Annotated in this window: 13 protein-coding genes and 2 pseudogenes; 3 read left to right on the top strand and 12 right to left on the bottom strand. The window is 41.5% G+C overall.

Features of this window, described 5'->3' with window-relative positions; genetic code table 11:
• Positions 1-1200: 1200 nt before the first annotated feature.
• A protein-coding gene (locus ACU1JV_RS26515; RefSeq protein WP_413986157.1) for an IS5 family transposase occupies positions 1201-1963 on the top strand; the annotation gives its coding sequence in 2 pieces (ribosomal slippage) (positions 1201-1544 and positions 1543-1963; 765 coding nt in all).
• A 362-nt stretch (positions 1964-2325) separates the two neighbouring features.
• Here the strand turns inward: ACU1JV_RS26515 and ACU1JV_RS26510 are convergent.
• A complete protein-coding gene (locus ACU1JV_RS26510; RefSeq protein ID WP_413986156.1) occupies positions 2326-3801 on the bottom strand; it encodes a DUF4179 domain-containing protein in 1476 nt (491 codons plus the stop codon).
• A complete protein-coding gene (locus ACU1JV_RS26505) occupies positions 3788-4315 on the bottom strand; it encodes a sigma-70 family RNA polymerase sigma factor (protein WP_413986155.1) in 528 nt (175 codons plus the stop codon). Before ACU1JV_RS26505 ends, ACU1JV_RS26510 begins: the two co-directional genes overlap by 14 nt.
• A gap of 805 nt (positions 4316-5120) precedes the next feature.
• Between ACU1JV_RS26505 and ACU1JV_RS26500 the strand changes: the two genes are divergently transcribed.
• The gene (locus ACU1JV_RS26500) at positions 5121-5579 is read left to right on the top strand and encodes a MarR family winged helix-turn-helix transcriptional regulator (protein WP_413986154.1); all 459 of its coding nucleotides are present in this window, start codon (positions 5121-5123) and stop codon (positions 5577-5579) included.
• A 382-nt stretch (positions 5580-5961) separates the two neighbouring features.
• Here ACU1JV_RS26500 and ACU1JV_RS26495 read toward each other — a convergent pair whose 3' ends face one another.
• The 10 genes and pseudogenes from ACU1JV_RS26495 to ACU1JV_RS26450 form a co-directional block, all read right to left on the bottom strand.
• Positions 5962-7812, bottom strand: a complete 1851-nt coding sequence (locus ACU1JV_RS26495; protein ID WP_446724707.1) for an ABC transporter ATP-binding protein — start codon at positions 7810-7812, stop codon at positions 5962-5964.
• On the bottom strand, positions 7799-9568 hold the full coding sequence (locus tag ACU1JV_RS26490) for an ABC transporter ATP-binding protein (RefSeq protein ID WP_413986152.1): 1770 nt from the start codon (positions 9566-9568) through the stop codon (positions 7799-7801). The genes ACU1JV_RS26495 and ACU1JV_RS26490 overlap by 14 nt, the downstream gene beginning before the upstream one ends.
• Positions 9569-9647: 79 nt before the next feature.
• Entirely contained in the window at positions 9648-10055 is a 408-nt protein-coding gene (locus ACU1JV_RS26485) for a MarR family winged helix-turn-helix transcriptional regulator (protein ID WP_013371190.1), read from the bottom strand.
• A 230-nt stretch (positions 10056-10285) separates the two neighbouring features.
• Positions 10286-11079, bottom strand: a pseudogene (locus ACU1JV_RS26480) (GTP cyclohydrolase, FolE2/MptA family).
• Positions 11080-11107: 28 nt separating this feature from the next.
• Positions 11108-12124: a CobW family GTP-binding protein gene (locus ACU1JV_RS26475; protein ID WP_413986151.1), complete on the bottom strand. Its 1017-nt coding sequence runs from the start codon at positions 12122-12124 to the stop codon at positions 11108-11110.
• Positions 12125-12565: 441 nt separating this feature from the next.
• Positions 12566-12835 (bottom strand): 30S ribosomal protein S14, encoded by a 270-nt coding sequence (rpsN, locus tag ACU1JV_RS26470; protein WP_025678316.1) that lies wholly within the window; start codon positions 12833-12835, stop codon positions 12566-12568.
• A 30-nt stretch (positions 12836-12865) separates the two neighbouring features.
• Positions 12866-12988, bottom strand: coding sequence for a hypothetical protein (locus ACU1JV_RS26465; protein WP_413987567.1), 123 nt, complete (start codon positions 12986-12988; stop codon positions 12866-12868).
• Between the two features lie 487 nt (positions 12989-13475).
• Positions 13476-14279: an AAA family ATPase gene (locus ACU1JV_RS26460; protein ID WP_413986150.1), complete on the bottom strand. Its 804-nt coding sequence runs from the start codon at positions 14277-14279 to the stop codon at positions 13476-13478.
• 284 nt (positions 14280-14563) lie between these two features.
• Positions 14564-15643, bottom strand: coding sequence for an NAD(P)H-dependent flavin oxidoreductase (locus tag ACU1JV_RS26455; protein WP_413986149.1), 1080 nt, complete (start codon positions 15641-15643; stop codon positions 14564-14566).
• A 355-nt stretch (positions 15644-15998) separates the two neighbouring features.
• Positions 15999-17672, bottom strand: coding sequence for an RICIN domain-containing protein (locus ACU1JV_RS26450; RefSeq protein WP_413986148.1), 1674 nt, complete (start codon positions 17670-17672; stop codon positions 15999-16001).
• Positions 17673-17881: 209 nt separating this feature from the next.
• On the opposite strand from ACU1JV_RS26450, the pseudogene ACU1JV_RS26445 reads away from it, so the two are divergent.
• Positions 17882-18122: pseudogene (locus ACU1JV_RS26445) on the top strand (LysR substrate-binding domain-containing protein); the annotation flags it as partial.
• Positions 18123-18428: the final 306 nt, after the last annotated feature.

Here is an 18428-nt window from a genome sequence, read left to right as displayed (position 1 = left end):
TGTTCTCTGCATCAAACGAAGCTCTTTGGTGAAAGATTAATCTGAATAAAATTGGAGTTGTCTTTGGAATACGGAAGACGTGGGAAGGATTTATCGGAAATTGTTAAAAACCAAACAAGAGACGACCGAGTTGCCATACAAATTTCTCACATCCTCTTTCCGTCCACAATATAACAATAAATCCTTATATATCTTCTTTTCTCCCAATACTTTCTAGCTATTTTAAATATACAAACTTTAAAACCGATTAACATGGGACATAAGTTCTAACTTGATAGATTTCATAAAATTAATAAACAGCCCATATTATTCTATTATTTTTATATCTTTAAATGCAAGAATTCCACTTTTTTATTAAATTGAATACTAACTACGACAAGTTAATATGATTTAGAACAAAATTTTTGATTTTATAATCGATAAAATAAAAATACTGTGTGCTTGCATGAAGCCCAAAACCCTTGTACCAAAACACATTTTACGTTACATATCATTAACACAAATATAACAAACCGATCCCGACACCATCCGACAAATTTCAACTTTTTCAGCAATATTCTTTAACTACCTAAATCATGGGATTTATTTGCTCGAGCTGAATTAATTCGAAATTAATAACTCTTCACTTTTTAAATAGATAGTGATTTTTTTAGATCTTTTGAACTAATTACCGAGCAAAATTTTCTTTAAATTTTCTCTCAGAATTTCGATTTAGGTTAAATATTCTCTCATTTGAGCTATAAACTTTATTTTTTTATTAATAGAAACGTTTGGATTTTTCATTAAAAGTTTAAGATTTTCAGAAAATTTATAACTTTTGGACCATTTCTTTTGTGAAACTTATTGACCCAAAAACATAAAATAGCAAGTCTCCATGTGGCAAGAAACTTGCTATTTTTTAAGTTTTGACGAGTTAATCCTTTAATAATGAAGTGAAGATTGACACAGCAAAAGTACTGAACATATTTGTCGTTGTGATGATTACTTTATACAAATCGAATCGTTTTTCTGATGAGCGCATCACGACCGAGTAAACCTTCTGCGCTGTGATCAGAAGGGATAAAACCTGCATACGCGTGATTTTGTGGAAATCAACTATATGTATGCAGGCAGCTGTACCCAGTATATTAATAATGAAAAATCGAACTAGGGCGTGTCTTCAAAGTGTTTAAGTAGAAATATATTGGTTAAAACCATTAAATGAGTACACGATATGAAATTCAAGATCAACAATGGCGGCAGATTCAAGATCTTTTTCCACCTGAACGAAAACCACAAGGAGGACGTCCTGCAGTGGACAATCGAATCATGTTGAATGCCATGCTATGGGTGGCCCGTTCAGGCGCCCCTTGGCGTGATTTGCCCGATTTCTTTCCCAATTGGAAATCTGTCTACACCCGCTTTCGACGCTGGCAGAAAGCGGGGATTTGGGATGAAGTGTTAAAACACGTTTCGCTGGATTCCGATGAGGAAAGCGTGATGATTGATGCCACGATTGTGCGAGTTCACCAGCATGGATCAGGCGCAAAAGGGGCAAAGCAAGCAAGCGATCGGACGTTCCCGTGGCGGATTAAGCACCAAAATTCATGCTGTGGTGGATGCGTTAGGCAACCCACTTCGCTTTGAATTGACCGGAGGCGAGGCGCATGATTCCGTCCATGGATACGAAATGCTTAAAGCCATGAAACTGACCATGAAGCAAGTCTTGGCCGACCGAGCTTACGATACGAATGCAATCCGGGCTTTTTTGGAAGAACAGCGGGCCATCCCCGTGATTCCGGGTAAGAAAAACCGCCGAGTGCCCCCAAAATATGATCGGGACATCTACAAAGAACGTCACTTAGTAGAATGTTTCTTTAATAAAGTAAAAAACTACCGTCGTCTGGCGACTCGCTATGATAAATTAGCGTGTACGTTCAAGGCGTTTTTGACCTTGGCATCCATTTTAGTGTGGCTTGCTTAAGTTTGAAGACACGCCCTAAAAAAAGACCACATTATCATAATGGATAAGGATGTGGTCCAAAAGATTGACTATATTGGTGAAGAAGACATTTTGATAAAGATTTTAGTGCATGATAAATTTTAGAAAGTTACATCTACATCCAAATGTCCTTTTTTTCTTAAAGTTAAGTGGACAGATTTTCATAAAAAAGCAGTCTTGTTCACAACCCCCAAAGCCCTTATATTGATCAGAACAATCGCTATATGGGATTAGCAAATAAATTGTATTCACTCTCTGGGAAGGAATTAATGGAGACACCCATGATGAGAAATATGGAAGATTTGGATCCATTGGGTATGGAAGATCTAAGTAGTTCGTTTATTCTATTTTCCTAGCAATACTGACCAGTTAGGGTCTTTGTATCGTTTATCCACTACTTCCCTTACCAGGGTAAGCTCCTCTGGAGTTGGATCTAGCTTCATAATCCGAAATTCGTAAGGCTGCTTTGCCCTACGATCCCCCATACTGATATATCCCTCTCTCCAATGATCAGTCAGCGTATTTTCAAACGATGATCCCCCCACCGCACTTACGTCATACTGCTTACCTGCTGAATCAAATGCTCTCCACTCTTCATGCATTATTTCATTATCCATTTTCCCGTAGAATGAGATGACAGTTTCATATGCGCCTTTGTTGACTTGCGATTTCTCAAGTGAAGCCCTAACCAACTCCAGTCTATCATTCATTATTTTAAAAGTTTTGGGCTTAGTCAGCTCCGATGGTCTAAAGGAAATCTTATTTCCGTCCATTTCTGCAACCGAGTATGCATCCAGAACAAAGCGGTATGGTTTATCCTCAGGCAGGTACTTGAAGGTATAACTCCAATGCATTTTTCCGTTTCCAATAACTCTATGATCAGATGTCATTAAGCTGTCCCTGTAATTCTTTTTTCTTGGATTCACCGAGTGAATCTCTTGCCCATCTGTTGTCTCGAAATGAAAGCTTAACATCTGCTTTCTCCATAAATCACCGGGGGATCTTGTCATTGCCGCATCATCAAGTTCGGTCTCCAGTTCGAAACGTACTCCTTGCACCATTCTCGTTATTCTTTTTAATGTAACCGTCATTCCGTGCGACGTTGTGTAACTACCTTCCAGCTCCTCTATTTTGTTCTGCTTGTTTGCCTTTTTCATATCAATGTCAAAGCTAAAGTCCCAATTTCCTTTTATTAAGGTTTCGCTCCTTTGTCCAAGCGATCCAATACTCCCTTCTATCGTAATCTTGTCTGTTTTCAGCGGTTCACTAAAGAAATCAACCATATAATAAAAATCACTCGTGTACCCCATATCGTACATACTGCCCACTACGTTTCCTTTATCATCTTTGATCGTAATTTTATTCGCTTCGCCAATGGCCAGTTTGTGGCGATCATGCTTTCCATTTTCATCAAAAAGTTGAAGTGCAATGGTCACTCGGGTAGGATCAGCAACAGCTTCATTAATCACCAACGTGTAACCTTTGTCCTTCACCTTAATATGAGGATTAATCACCAATCCCAATTCCTGTGCACGCATAAGTCCGATATCCGGGTTGTCCTTGGCAAATAAAGACCTGAATACTTCGGCAAATGTAGGAACGGTAAGGATAGAAACTGCACCCAGAACGAAAAAGAAAGCAACGGTCGCTGCTGCCCATCTCCATCTTTTAAGGAAGGATCTCTTTTTCATATTCTGATCAGAAAGTGATGAAAGGGCGTATCCCAACGCGTTCTCTACTGTATTAGGAATGACCAGGTCTTGTGCTCTGGACTTTAGAAATTGTTTAAGCATAGGGTCAACCGGATCATGATAGTTCATACTTGGCTTCTCCCTCCCCAAGGGCTAACTCGGATAATTGCTGTCTGGCCCTAAATAAGCGTGATTTTACTGTCCCTTCGGATACATTAAGCACTTTGGATATCTCTTTGACCGATAAATCCTCAATATAAAAAAGCGTCACCGTAGTTTGAAGTTGTTCATCCAGTCCATCAATTACCTCAAACAGCTCGATTTGTTCATAATCACCCTTATATGATGACTTTCTTATATCATAAGGGACAGGGGATACTCTCTTCTTTTTCCTGATAATCCGATTACACTCGTTGATCAAAATCCGAATGATCCATGTTTTAAAATAAGCAGGCTCTTTCAGTCTATGTACATTTGAAAAAGCTTTGGCAATGGTCTCCTGTATAGCATCTGCACAATCTTCTTCGTTTTTAACGATTGATCTTGCTATTACATATAGGCTTTGTTGGACAGCTCGTATAACATCCACAAAAGCTTCCTTGTCTCCTTGTGTTGCAAGCTCTGCTTTCTCTGTTAAATCCATGCAATGGTTCCCCCTTTCCTTTTAAAGTTTATCTATAAATTAGATCATCAAGGATTTGATTTGGTTCACAAGAAATTAAAAAAATTTCTCTTTTAAACAAAATGTATAAAATACGGTCCTATATAGAAACCGTTTAATATGGTAGATACCACTATCCTTTCCCACTACACAAAGCCGCAGCCGATTAAGGTGACTTCCCAAGCTTGATATAACTCAAATACATCTCCCCGTATTTCTGAGTATCTACGATTTCTTATATACTCCTTTGCATTGAGATTAGTTTTATTTATATAACTAAATCGAAGCAATCTAGCATGTAAGAGGTTCTGAATATACTTGGTTGAATTATCATCTAGACAAGTATGGATAAATGCATCTATTTAAGTGTATACATCCCGAGATTTTTCTCATTTTATATGGACTAATATGTGAAACATCTCATCACCTTCAAACTGATTTAGAAAGGTTTTATAGCTAGTGCAAATCAAAGATAACCTTTGCTTTGCCGTCTATGGGATCACTATAGGTACCTTGTAAGCGGGACATCACTTTTTACTCATTGTTATGGCCATGGCAGACCTTGATCTCAAGGTGGATATATGTACCTTTCGTCGAATGGTCTTAAAGACTTTTGCAGCCAGTTTTATTAGCTCGGTTCTGCTTTCCCTCATGGGATATGTACCGTTGAAAATACTGAACCTAGGTTGATGAAAGTCAACTGTAATGTTTCTCCATGGATTATGTACCTGCTTGAAGCATGTGGTGCGATACAATTAAATACTCAATGAAAGACAAGGTGCAATTGATGGAATTCCATGAACAAGACGACAAATATCATGAATTAGATAATAAGGCCAGTATCATATTTAAATTTGTCATGACATATAGCGACTATATTAAAGCCATTCGGGACTACGGTACTGGCGAAGAGATCAACATGGTCGAAGTGCACAACCTGACGATGATTGAAGAGAATCGAGGGATCACTGCTGCCAAGCTGTCATTGGAGTGGAACCATACAAAAAGTGCGACTTCTCAGATTCTAAAAAGGCTGGAGCAACGCGGATTCATCCTTCGAAAAAAAGAAAACGGTAATGCTAAAAACCTGAACCTTTACGCTACAGAAAAAGGAGAGGCACTGAGCAAAGCGCACAAATTATACGATATTAAAGAACTCATGTGGGCCAACAAAACGTTACACGAAAGTTTCAGTAGTAAAGAAATCAAGGCTTTTTACAACGTAATGCAGCGGTATACTGAATGATGCTCTCTCCACGAAACAAATAGAACACAAGGTATTCAGCCATGATGGAGCGATATTAATCGAAGATGGATTGTTTATGAACTTTATAAACCATCCTCACCTCTGGTTCCTTTGAAGCTTCCAACAAGTGCAAGTATTTTCTTCATGATGAGAGGAAAGTTATTCAAAATTGAAACTACGAATACCCACAAAAAAATAGAATAATCAACGAGTTTCCTTTGTCCTTTCAGGACATGTTCAGTAAGACCATTAATGCATAAGAACTTGTTCAATAAAACAAAAAAGCCGCTATGTAGCGACTTTTTATTGGTTCAGTGTTCTTGCCTTAAACACTTGTCCAGTTCCATGTTGTTGCTATTGTGTTTTCCTACAACTGTATTCTTCAGGATGCATTTTCAAACTGGCTGTTATATAAATCGGCATAGAATCCGCCTTTACCCAGCAATTCTCCATGATTACCCGTTTCGATAATGTTACCGTCCTTCATGACCAGAATCAGATCGGCGTTCTTAATCGTTGAGAGACGGTGGGCAATCACAAAAGAGGTTTTCCCTACAGTAAGTCGGTCCATCGCTTGTTGAATCAGCAACTCCGTACGCGTATCGACCGAACTTGTGGCTTCGTCCAGTATGAGCATAGGCGCATCTTCAATCATGGCTCTTGCAATGGTAATCAATTGCTTTTGGCCAGCAGAGAGATTGGCTTTGTCGTCTAGTACTGTATCATAGCCCTGCGGCAGAGTTTTAAGGAAGCTGTGCAGACCCACTGCTCTACATGCGGCTTCTACCTGTTCATCGGTAACATGGTCTTGGGAAAAGACGATATTCTCACGAATCGTTCCTTCAAACAGCCATGTATCCTGCAGTACCATACAGAATAATTTATGAACATTCTCACGTGTTAATTGGCTGATCGGAGTTCCATCAATATAAATTTCCCCTCCGTTCAGCTCATAGAACCGCATGAGCAAATTCACGAGCGTCGTCTTACCAGCACCTGTCGGGCCAACAATAGCGACTTTCTGACCAGCTTCAGCTTTCATAGAGAAGTCTTTGATAATCATATGGTCTTCGTTATAACCGAAACGAACATGTTTGAATTCAACATCCCCTTTGGCGTTATCCAGCTTCATGGTCTTGTCACTTTCATCTTTCAATTCTTCTTCATCCAGAAATTCGAATACACGTTCACTGGCAGCAGCCGCCGATTGCAAATTGGTTGCAGCCTGCGCCAACTGTGACAAGGGCTGTGTAAATAGACGAATATACACCATAAAGGCCACAATAGTTCCGATCGTTATAACATGTTGGTTCACCAGCAAAGCGCCCACGATACAGACCGCTACATAACCAAAATTCCCGATGAACATCATAACCGGCATCATCAGGCCAGACATGAACTGGGATTTCCATGCATTTGTATACAAGCGGCCATTAATGCCATGGAACACTTCCTTGGCTGCTTTTTCTCCGTTATATACCTTGACTACGTTATGACCAGCATAGGTTTCTTCAATATGACCGTTGATCTGGCCAAGCTCCGCTTGCTGTGCTACAAAATATTTTTGTGAATGCTTCATAATTACGGTCATCAGTGAAAAACCAATCAGCGTAGCTACAATCCCGGAAATGGTCATGATCCAGTTCGTATACAGCATCATAATCAATGCACCCACAAAGGTTGCCAGTGCGCTGACAAGTGTGCCGAGACTGTTGTTTAACGTTTGTCCGATGGTATCGACATCGTTAGTCACACGGCTGAGCACATTACCATAGCTCGTAGCATCAAAATACTTCAAAGGCATATGATTGATTTTTTGGGACAGTTCTGTCCGCATCTTCTTTGTAAGGCGCTGTGACACAGTTACCGTAATGAATCCTTGAAAATAATTAAAGATAAGGCCGAGACCATACAAAACTACCAGTACAAGAACAATCTTCTGAATAGCATTTATATCAATCCCTGTTACAATTCCTTCCTGGATCAGGTTGGCAATATCGCTGAGCTTATCCGGAACAATCACATTGAAGACGGAACCGGCCAGTGCCAGCACCATAGAGAGGATAATCATAGGCGCATAGGCCTTGATGTAGGATAAGAGCTGGCGTGAGTTTTTTCTAAAATCATTCGCTTTTTTACCAGTCCCCCTCCCTTCCGTAGGACCTTTACCCATGGGACCTTGCTGTTTCATTTTGATATGCTTACTGCCGACGGTGTGTTCATTCTTGTCCATGTACGAGTTCCTCCTTCGAAAGCTGCGAATAAGCGATTTCCTGATAGGTGCTGCAATTCGCCATCAGCTCTTCATGTGTGCCGTTCCCTACAATCTCGCCCTGGTCGAGAACAATAATCCGGTCAGCGTCCTTAATGGTGCCTATGCGCTGAGCCACAATGAGTGTCGTAGCATGGCCGGTTTCTTGTTTAAGCGCAGAGCGCAGGACCCGGTCTGTTCTGTAGTCGAGTGCCGAGAAGGAATCATCGAAGATGTAAATCTCTGGCTGACGGTAGATGGCACGCGCAATGGACAGACGCTGCTTTTGACCACCTGACACGTTCGCTCCACCTTGTGAAATCCGTCCTTGATATTGACCGTCCATTTTTTCGACAAACTCCGTACCCTGGGCAATCTCCACAGCGGCTTTGACGAGTTTCTCCGAAACTTCTGCTCTGCCGTTATCGCCATACGAAACGTTGGAAGCCACTGTACCGCTGAAAAGCACGGCTCTCTGTGGGACATACCCGATTTTGTTATGGAGTGTCTGCTGCTTATAATTTCTGACATTCACGCCATCCACAAGTACCTCACCCTCAGTCACATCGTAGAAACGGGAAATCAGATTGATCACACTGGTTTTGCCGCTGCCTGTTGCACCAATAAAGGCAACCGTCTCGCCCTGTTTTGCCGTAAAGCTAATGTTGCGAAGCACAGGCTCCTCGGCATCCGGATATTTGAAGCTGACATTACGAAATTCCACCTGACCCATAACGCCCTCTTCTCCAGCGGTCTCATGTCCGTCGATGATGCGAGATTCGGTATTCAATACCTCCATAATCCGTTTGGCAGAAATCGAAGCTCGAGGCATCAGGAAGAATATCATACTTACCATCATAAAGGCCATGACCACCTGCACCGCATATGAGGAGAATACGACCATATTAGAGAATAGCGTAATGCGGTCCGGCACGGCCGCTCCGTTAATCAGGTATGTGCCAATCCAATAGATCGAGACACTCAGACCGGACATAATAAAGGTCATCCCCGGACCAACCATTGCCATTAACCGGTTCGCAAACAGGTTTGTATTTGTCAATTCTGCATTGGCCTGTCCGAACTTCTCCTCCAGATACTGATCTGCATTATAAGCGCGCACCACCCGAAGCCCGGTCAGATGCTCACGTGTTACCCTGTTCAGATTATCGGTGAGACGTTGGATTTTTTGGAAACTCGGAAGAGCGAAAATAACAATGACACTCAGCATCAGGATCAGGACAGCCACAGCCACTCCTGTAGAGGCGGTCCACTGCCAGTTTTTATCCGCAATCTTTGCAATGGCCCACACGGCCAGAATCGGCGCCTTGATGATCACCTGCAGCCCCAGCGCAACCACCGTTTGAATTTGGGTAACATCGTTCGTGGAGCGGGTGATAAGGCTGGCTGTTGAAAAGCTGTTCATCTCTTCCATGGAAAAAGATAAGGCCTTGTCAAAGACCATCGCACGCAGACGCATGGCCAGCCCTGCCGCGACCTTTGCCGCAAAATAGCCGACAATAATAGATGCAATCATACTGCCGACAGCACATAACAGCATATAAATACCGGGAATTAGCAGTTCCGACATCGGCGTTCCTGCGGTTTGCAGCTTGGTTGTAATTTCGGCCATATAATCAGGCAGCTTCAAATCCAGCCACACCTGCACAACGATGAAGGCCAAGCTGCAAAGCACGAACATCCATTCATTTTTCTTGAGATATTTGAATATCTTCAGCATTCTATTCTTCTCCTTTATCTGAAAATCTTAGGTGTTTGGTGCAATTAACGTATCCTGCATACGTTCTCTACATAGGAATTCAGCTTTTAGAGACAATAAGCTTGATGAGTCGGATAAACTCTTTGGCATCCTGTTCGTCCAGCTTTCGAAGAATTTTCTCGCTCCATGCGACTCCTTCGTTATACCTGTCCATCATAAATTGCTTGCCTGAATCCGTAATGAATACAATCACCTTACGTTTGTCGTTGGCATCCGTACGTCGTACAACCAACCCTTTCTTCTCCAAACTTTTCAGTGCCGTTGCGATCCGTCCCGTACTGACGGACAAGTATTCGCTTAAATGGCCCGAAGTAACCCCATCCTGATGACTCAAAGCGATGAGAATCCCCATTTCACCACGAGAGAAATGCGCTCGTTCCTCTAACACCGGTTTGCGCGATTTGACGATACACTCGAATAGTTCTGTTGCTGACGCTTTATAGTCCATTGGCAGTACCACCTTCTGCATTTATCTTATACTGTAAGATAATAATGATATCCGGACATAAAGTCAATTCGGGAAAATATGTAATGGTTGAAGTTTCATGACCACTCACGACCTGAATGCGAAGAGGAATACTTCATTGCAACTTGACACAAAAAACTGCACCTCCAAAGTTAGATCGCGTCTAAAAATTGGGGTGCAGTTCACTCTGATGTTTATCATCTTCTGATGATCTAGATTAAAGTAAAGTAATCATCAGCACATTCATGCCCTCTGGACTTATCATACACAATGCGTGCAATCGCATCATGCTGATGAATGGACTCTTCATTACTGCAATCCACCTTGAATTTACTTCCCCAATGCTTTTCATACAAATCAGCAGCCACCAACCGCACTACGTCTTCAACAAATCGAGGATTCTCGTACGCATGTTCTGTAACCTGTTTCTCGTCAGGCCTTTTTAATACGGGATGAAGGCAACTGCTTGCATTGGATTCAGCGGCATCCAACAGATTTTCCTTCCAATCACTTGGCAATAATTCTCCAGGGTTGCCCTGTACCCGAATTCGTAGCATACCACGCTGATTGTGTGCACTATATTCACTTATTTCTTTAGAACAAGGACATAACGTTGTGATTTCTGTTGATTCATCTGTTCGGCAATTCGCTGCGTCAGTCTAAGTAAATCTGTAATTTGGTCACTCAGTCCCTCATTGCGACTATGCTGAAGCTGTTCTGCCAATAGGCTCATATTAATGCCTTTAAATTCCCGCTCCAGTGAGGTAGTCAGTCGAAAATTGCCAATGCTGGACACCTTTACAGGACTTTTTACCGAAATAACATCGATAGGATACTTCAAATTTTCGATGCCTACTTGCTGTAACTCAAACAGAAAATCATTTTTGCTATTTTGCAAATCTTGCATCTCTTCTTTGAGAACAGGTTTGTCTCCCTGAATTGGATCAACTGAACCGAATAGCCGAAGCCTTTCAGCCTTGTCAGGCAGTACAAATGAATGTGTCACACTCTTACTCACGTTATCCTGCTCCTTGTCAGACGCCTCCGTCGGCAACCGCACATTCGCTAAATCGTGCTCTTAACCAGTCCTCATCCAAATCTTTTCCAATTACAACGATGCGGCTTGTTCTGTCTTCATCCACATTCCATTCCCTATCAGTATCCACCCCAAATATCATGTGAACTCCCTGAAATACGACCCTTTTATTTGTTTTCTGTACATTAAGAATTCCTTTGTATCGATACGTATCAGCTGAATGCTCCACCAACCAATCGTTTATAAACTTATTCACTTTATCCAGATCCAAAGGTCTCGTTTCAGTGAGAACAATGGAGAAAACATCGTCATCATGATGATGGTGATGGTGATGATGTTCTTCCAGAAAATGTGGATCGACTTCGAGTTTGTGATCAAGATCAAATGTATTAACTCCAAGAATCTGATCCAAATTAATTAAGGATTGATGTGTATGCGTCAATCGGGCATGTGAGTTCATCTTTTTCAACCGGGATTCCAAGCGAGCAATATCATCCTTTTCGACAAGATCTATTTTGTTTAATAATATGACATCGGCAAAAGCGACTTGTTCCTTTGCCTCATGTCCGTTATCTAGATGATGTTCAGCATGTTTAGCGTCTACTACGGTTATAACAGCATCAATTTTGAAAAAGTTTGAAATCAGTGGCTCCGCAAGAAAAGTCTGAATGACCGGTCCCGGATCAGCCAAACCCGTAGTTTCAACAACAATCCGATCATATTCGACAGGTGTAGGAGTCTCTGCAAATTTGCGATGCAACAAACTTTTCATAATATCCACCAGATCACTTCGTACTGTGCAGCAGATGCAGCCATTGTTCATTTCAATAATTTCTTCGCCAGATTCCACAATTAGTTCATTATCGATGCCCACTTCTCCAAATTCATTCACAATAACAGCGATTTTATAACCATGATCTGCCTTCAATATATGATTAAGCAGCGTTGTTTTACCAGCTCCTAAAAATCCCGTAATTATCGTTACCGGAATGCGTGGATCTTGTTCCGTTTCCATGTAAGTCCCCCCCTTAAGGTCCTAATTCTAAACTGTACATTCCTTGCAAACTCCCAATCAGACTTTTCACATGTTTATTCTATGCTCAAACCCCTTCACTGCTCGTCTCTGGCATAAAATATTCCATAGATTCTCTTCCAGTGAAATCGCGCAATATCCACCTTGTCCCATTGATGCCGTTTCTCCAACGGTTCTTCTTCATTCCGTAACAATTACGATTAATAAAAAGCAAAAATACCCCTCACTGGATAAAACCCTTCAATGCAGATTTTTATACATCTTCTATGAAGCAGGCCATGAGAACCCCCCCCCCACAGAGGTTAGCAGTTGTCTGCTCGTGAACTGTGCGGCGAATGTTCCCCATTTCCTTATGCACGGTAGGTAATGCAACAAGACATGCGGTCAAAATAGCAATTGCTTCATCTTGGACTTCTGTTCTGTTCACCAACTCGACTTGGTAACACCAGGAATTTGTCCTTTATGAGCCAGTTCACGGAAAACAATCCGTGATACTTTAAACTTACGCAAATATCCTCTCGGGCGTCCCGTCAGTTCACAACGGTTTTTCAGTCTAGTAGGGGATGCATTACGTGGTAACTTCTGCAATGCTTCATAGTCCCCTCTTTCTTTCAGCTGACGGCGCAGCTCTGCATATTTGGCTACGGTCTCCTGACGTTTCTTCTCACGTACTACTTTTGATTTTTTGGCCATTGATTTTTCTAGCTCCTTTTAGTGATTAGATTAAATGCATGTCGGATCGGAACGCTTCATAAATAAGCTCATACGTCCAATTGAAATCCGCCCTTCGACAAAAGCCGTAATATAACCCGGCAGCCGAATTGTTTCAATCGTGGTTGCGAGCATAAAGGATAACGGTGGAATCAAGGTCTCTTCACTATCATGGAAGCAATCTGTTCCTCTGTCAGCGGAGATACGGTCATCCTTTTTTGCCTGATCTGCGTTCGCAGCGTGCGGTCAGATAAAATCACTTCATGCACTCCTTCTAGAATTAGTTTCACAGATCAAGATATGGGGTGTCGTTTCTCATGAACCTTTTTTACATCATTGTATTCACCCTGCATGATTGTAGGATGAATTATTTAAATAGTAATAATTACGATTAACAAAAACTATAATCCTGTTTTGTCCACATGTCAATACAACATGTCGTTTATAAATCTACTTCCCACATTTGTTTCACACTAAACAATTATCGACGCCCAAGATTATTTACATAGCATATACATAAATACATATGAGACCCAATCAAAAATTGGCTCCATAATGACAATACCCAGTGAGTACCCAAATCAGCTAATAGGCGTCTGGGTATTTTTGAATTTTTCTCTTTCTATACCTTCATGCGAGGATTATACTCCGACAGTGCATTTTCTATGTTTTCAAAATTAAGTGCTCGGTTCTCTATAATCGCTTTTCGTTTTGCTTTTAACACAATCTGCTCAATATCAGCAAAGCTGCATCCGGCAAGCAAATCTGCAGCCTGTCCAGCAAGGCTCTCCCCGATCAGCAGTTCAATGTATTGAATCCGATCCGCATGCGTTGGCAATGTATACGTCATTTTCGTGTCAAAACGGCGCCATATCGCTGTATCCAGTTCGTCCTCAAGGTTGGTGGCTGCGACAAAAACACTCTCTCCGCCGAACTCGTCTAGACATTGTAGCAGCGTGTTCACCACTCGTGCCATCTCTTTCACTTCATCATTTGAATCCCTCATACGCCCCAGAGCATCAAATTCATCAAGAAACAGAACACAAGGCATCCCATTTGCATAGTCAAAGATCTTGCGCACATTGCTCGCTGTTTCCCCCAAATGACTATGGATAATCGCGTCAAGCCTCACTAATATAAGCGGCAGATCCAAGCGCTGCGCCAAATAAAAAGCCGTTAGTGTTTTTCCAGTTCCTGGTGGACCAAACATTACGATCTTGTTAGGCATGGGCACATCCTGCTCCTCAAACTTTTCTTTCATTCCCAAAATCGTAATAAACTCATCCACAATTGTCTGGTTTTTCTCGGCTAGTACGATTCGTTTGACCTTGCGGGCGCACTCCTTTGGTGTATATATGGTCGCCATATCAATGCCTTTGGCACGCGGGAGCCGCACAGCAGCATTGCTTTTGTTTTTATTGTTCACGGTTTTTACCTGCCCCTTTAAATAGTAATATTTACGATTAGAAGTGTATCAAAATCAGGTTATGATTTCCACCAAACAGTTCAAATAGTTTGCTGGTATGTTTATCCTTTCATTATCTAGAATGTTTTTTCTATTATTCAATAAAAAAATACCCAGCCAAGTGACTAGGTACCATCTATTTCGTACTCATGGGAGAGTAAATAATTCTATTTTGCTTCTCTTTCCAGAAGTCCATAGACTTTGTCTTCACGCATTTATTTTCTCAAGTATGTTGGTATCTAAAATTATCTCGACACCAAAAGTCTTTGGACAAGAATACTGGCTTCATCAATGGTTTGTTTTACAATTGAAGCAGCAGGTTGGTCGTTGGCTAACCGAAGCCCCTGGCCAGCCCAAAGTGACATATACTCAGGGTTGTTTGCTTTTGAAGCCGCCTGACGAATGTCCCGGGTCATCGCGTTTTGAATAGGGTAAGCAGGGATTGTACCGGAGTACTGATACATGTCAATCATAAATTTTGTTTGAATGCCTCTTGCAGCTTTGCCGGAGTAAGCACGTGTAATTTGAGTGGAGTCTTCATTTGTCGAGAGGATTTTCTGCTTGTACTTTTCGTGGGCACCGCTCTCAGGACAGGCTAAAAACGCAGTGCCCATCTGTACTGCAGAAGCTCCTAATAAAAGGCTTGCTGCAAGTCCCCGCCCATCCATGATTCCCCCCGCTGCGATGACCGGAATCGACACATGGTCAACGATCTGCGGAACAATAGCCATGGTGCCTATCAAAGCATCATGGGAGGCGTCTTTCAGAAAGGTCCCTCTATGCCCGCCTGCTTCGCTCCCCTGAGCCACAATAGCATCTACACCCCCTGCTTCCAATTGCTTGGCTTCATCAACGGTTGTTGCAGTTCCAATGACGAATATTCCATGCTGTTTCATGGTTTGAATCACGTTTGGAGATGGTATGCCAAACGTGAAACTAAATATGGGCACACGTTCCTCCAATAATACCTGTACCTGTTCCTCAAACGATTCTGCAGACTTCAAAATCAATGGATTTTGAGCAGTGCCAAGTTCGATACGATATTTATTGAGATAATCTGTCATCCGGTAGATAGCTTCTTCCGACTCTTCAAATTGCTCAGGCACAAACAAGTTTACTCCGAATGGCTGATCCGTTTGTTGCTTGATTTTTTGGATCTCGCTGCGGAGTTGTTCCGGCGTTAAGTATCCGCCTCCTAGGTTGCCTAGCCCACCAGCGTTTGAAACAGCCGCTACTAATTCAGACGTCGAAACGCCACCTGCCATCGGCGCTTGAAAAAGCGGGTATCGAATTTTTAGAGTACGCGTCAATTCAGTCTCAAACACTTTTAAATCCTCCTTTTAGTTGAAAATTTGAAGATCTATTGGTAGTTCAACAAGCAACAAAGTGGCAAGAAGACGCGATAGGCTGCTCTCCTTATTTTCAACAATTTTTTATACATGTTGTCTAGGCAAAAATGAAGCACTATGGAGGCGCTTATGACCAGACGGACTATTGTCTTGGCGTAATATATCTTTCAAGTACCAAAATAAAAAACTGGCGCCGACGGAATATCGACACCAGTTTTTACCGCACAGCTTTTCCCAATATAGTGGCTTGACTAAGGAAATGCTGAATGAGATTCAACCGATTGAATAAACGATGTTAGATTGATGCTTTTAGGCAAATTACTGATCAGTGCTATTCAATAGATTCAAGCTTCCATTGTTGATTATAATTGGATGTATACCGCCATTGCTGGATAGGAACTCCCTCTGCAGTTGATAGGCCTGTGACATCAGCTGGCTTATTGGAAATTACAGGAGTGATGCGATAGTAACCATCTCCTGTAGAGATAAAAGCAAATTTTTGTTGATCTTGGTCAGTACTAGCAGCCAGTTGGAATTTAGCGCCATGATCCAGAGAGCCATTTGTTACCTCGAGTGAACGTCCACTCTGCACATTCTTGATATTGTATTGACCGCCACCTAGATGCGTAACACTCCATTGCTGATTTTCTTCACCTGCATAGGTTGATTTAATTACATTTGCACCTTCTATCGTATGATCGGCTTCCATGACCTTGCCGTCCAAACGCACGATGAAACGATAAATACCATTAGAAACATTTCCATCAGGAATGCTTGCTTTATCTCCGCTGCCAGCTGGCCGGGTATAGAGAAGAGTTCCGAAACCAAGTTGGTCAAACGTTGATGGATATTTCAAATTCGGACCACCTTCGGTACCTTCCAGAGCCATTCGGGCAGCAATATTGGGTGCAGACAGACCTTTTCGATTGACATAGTGATTATAAATCATTGCCCAGATGGGCCGCATTTCATTACGACTGGCAGGCGATATTCCGGATTGACTATTTATCGCGCCGTTTCTACCTGATCCCCATTCATAAGTTGTAAATGGCACATCCTCGCCATTGTTGTACTTGGCAACATATTCAGCAGCACGCAGGAAACGATTGTCCGCCCATCCATAAAGGTCATCTCCCTGATTCCACGCCATTTCAGCAATTGTGGCCATTAAACCAATACCTAATTGAGTATGCGCTTGGTCCCTTCCAGACTCTTGCCATTGGGCAAGATCATCAGGATGAAGGAATGGTATCGCATTATAAATGGACCCATTTCCTGCACCATTTTTAAAATATTCAACACCGATATCATAAATATCCCGGCGGTCACAGAATATTCCGATTGCAATGGTGGCAGCCATATTGCTTAGATCCCAGTTCGCCCAGTAATTCTGTATATATGAATCATTATGACTATTCCCATATTCATTGCCAATAAGGAATCTCTCGTTCAATGGTTTGTAAAATACGGTAAGAAGCATGTTCTGCATTTGTTCCACATTAAACCCCGGATAATCTCTCATAAGTTCTGCTGCATTAGCCAACTCATATCCATAAATTCCCGCCGCTAAGTAGCGATCAGCATTGCCGGAAATCGTTTTAAGATTAGAGGACCAGGCATTCAAAATATCACGAGCTGTATCTCCATTTGCGGTGTCCCCTGTAATTTTCCAACGAAGTGCATTCTGATAAGCACGAGCTATATCATTGTAAAACACAGCTACATTTTGCCCACTTCCTCCCCTGATAATGGTAGAAGTAGCGCGTGGTTTCCATCCAGCCTGTGAAAGTGGACTGGACAGCAATTGATTCCAACCATCCAAATACGGTTGTCTGCCTTCATTAATCATTTGCTTAATTCGGTCAAAATCTTCTTTCGTATGTAATAGGCCAGGATGAGCAAATCCAGTGGATGCTGCAGCTTTAGGCAATGTTTTCTCAGTGAATTCAAACGTACTTATTACTAGGCAAAAAATAATGGATACTAATAGTATTCTTTTCAACATTTACATTCCCCTTATATTAGTGTGTTTAAAATAAATCCTCCGCTATTTTATCCTCGATCCCTCCTTTATGTAATTCTCCTTTGAGTTGGTATATATACCTGTTTTTTCTGCGCTATTATGTTTATCGGCACTTCAATGTTTGATAATAGTAATATCTTGAAAAATAGGTCTTTTTGCTTAACATTTTTCTTCATTTTCATTTCCAGTTTCATTTTCAAACCATGGAGTTATGGAGTGTAGAGGCGATTACACACACCGTTATGAGTGGGCTTGGATTTTCTTTTTTGCCTTATATTACAGTTAAAGAAACGTAAATAGAGGAAAACTTAAATTGTAAATTATTCCGAAAAGTTCGATCCTATATACTCCCATACGCTGATTAAAAAGAAAAAGTGGCTATCTCCAACAGTGAAAGCTTTCTCTGAACTTGTCATAAAGTCGATCCGTGAAACGGATAGCGATTTTATCGAAAATCAAAATGACTACCATTTGTTGGATAACTGGTATTATTGCCCTCTAGGGTTACCGATTATAATTGTGAAAAACTGGCGTAATTAAGTTGTCTTTTTTCTTTTAACGCTTCATAGTGGATCTCTTTCAATTTATCTTTTATTTAATATACTGACCCGCCTCCTGTAGAAATCTGATTACTGAGTTGTTTATTCTTCATATTAATTTGTTCTCATAGATTACTTGATTGGAACCAAAATATATCAGTCATGAAAGTATCTTTACGTATCAAGGATTGTAATGCAA

Source organism: Paenibacillus sp. T2-29 (assembly GCF_052921365.1).
Note: the sequence above shows the minus strand (reverse complement) of the source record. Positions and strands in the feature narration are given on the sequence as shown.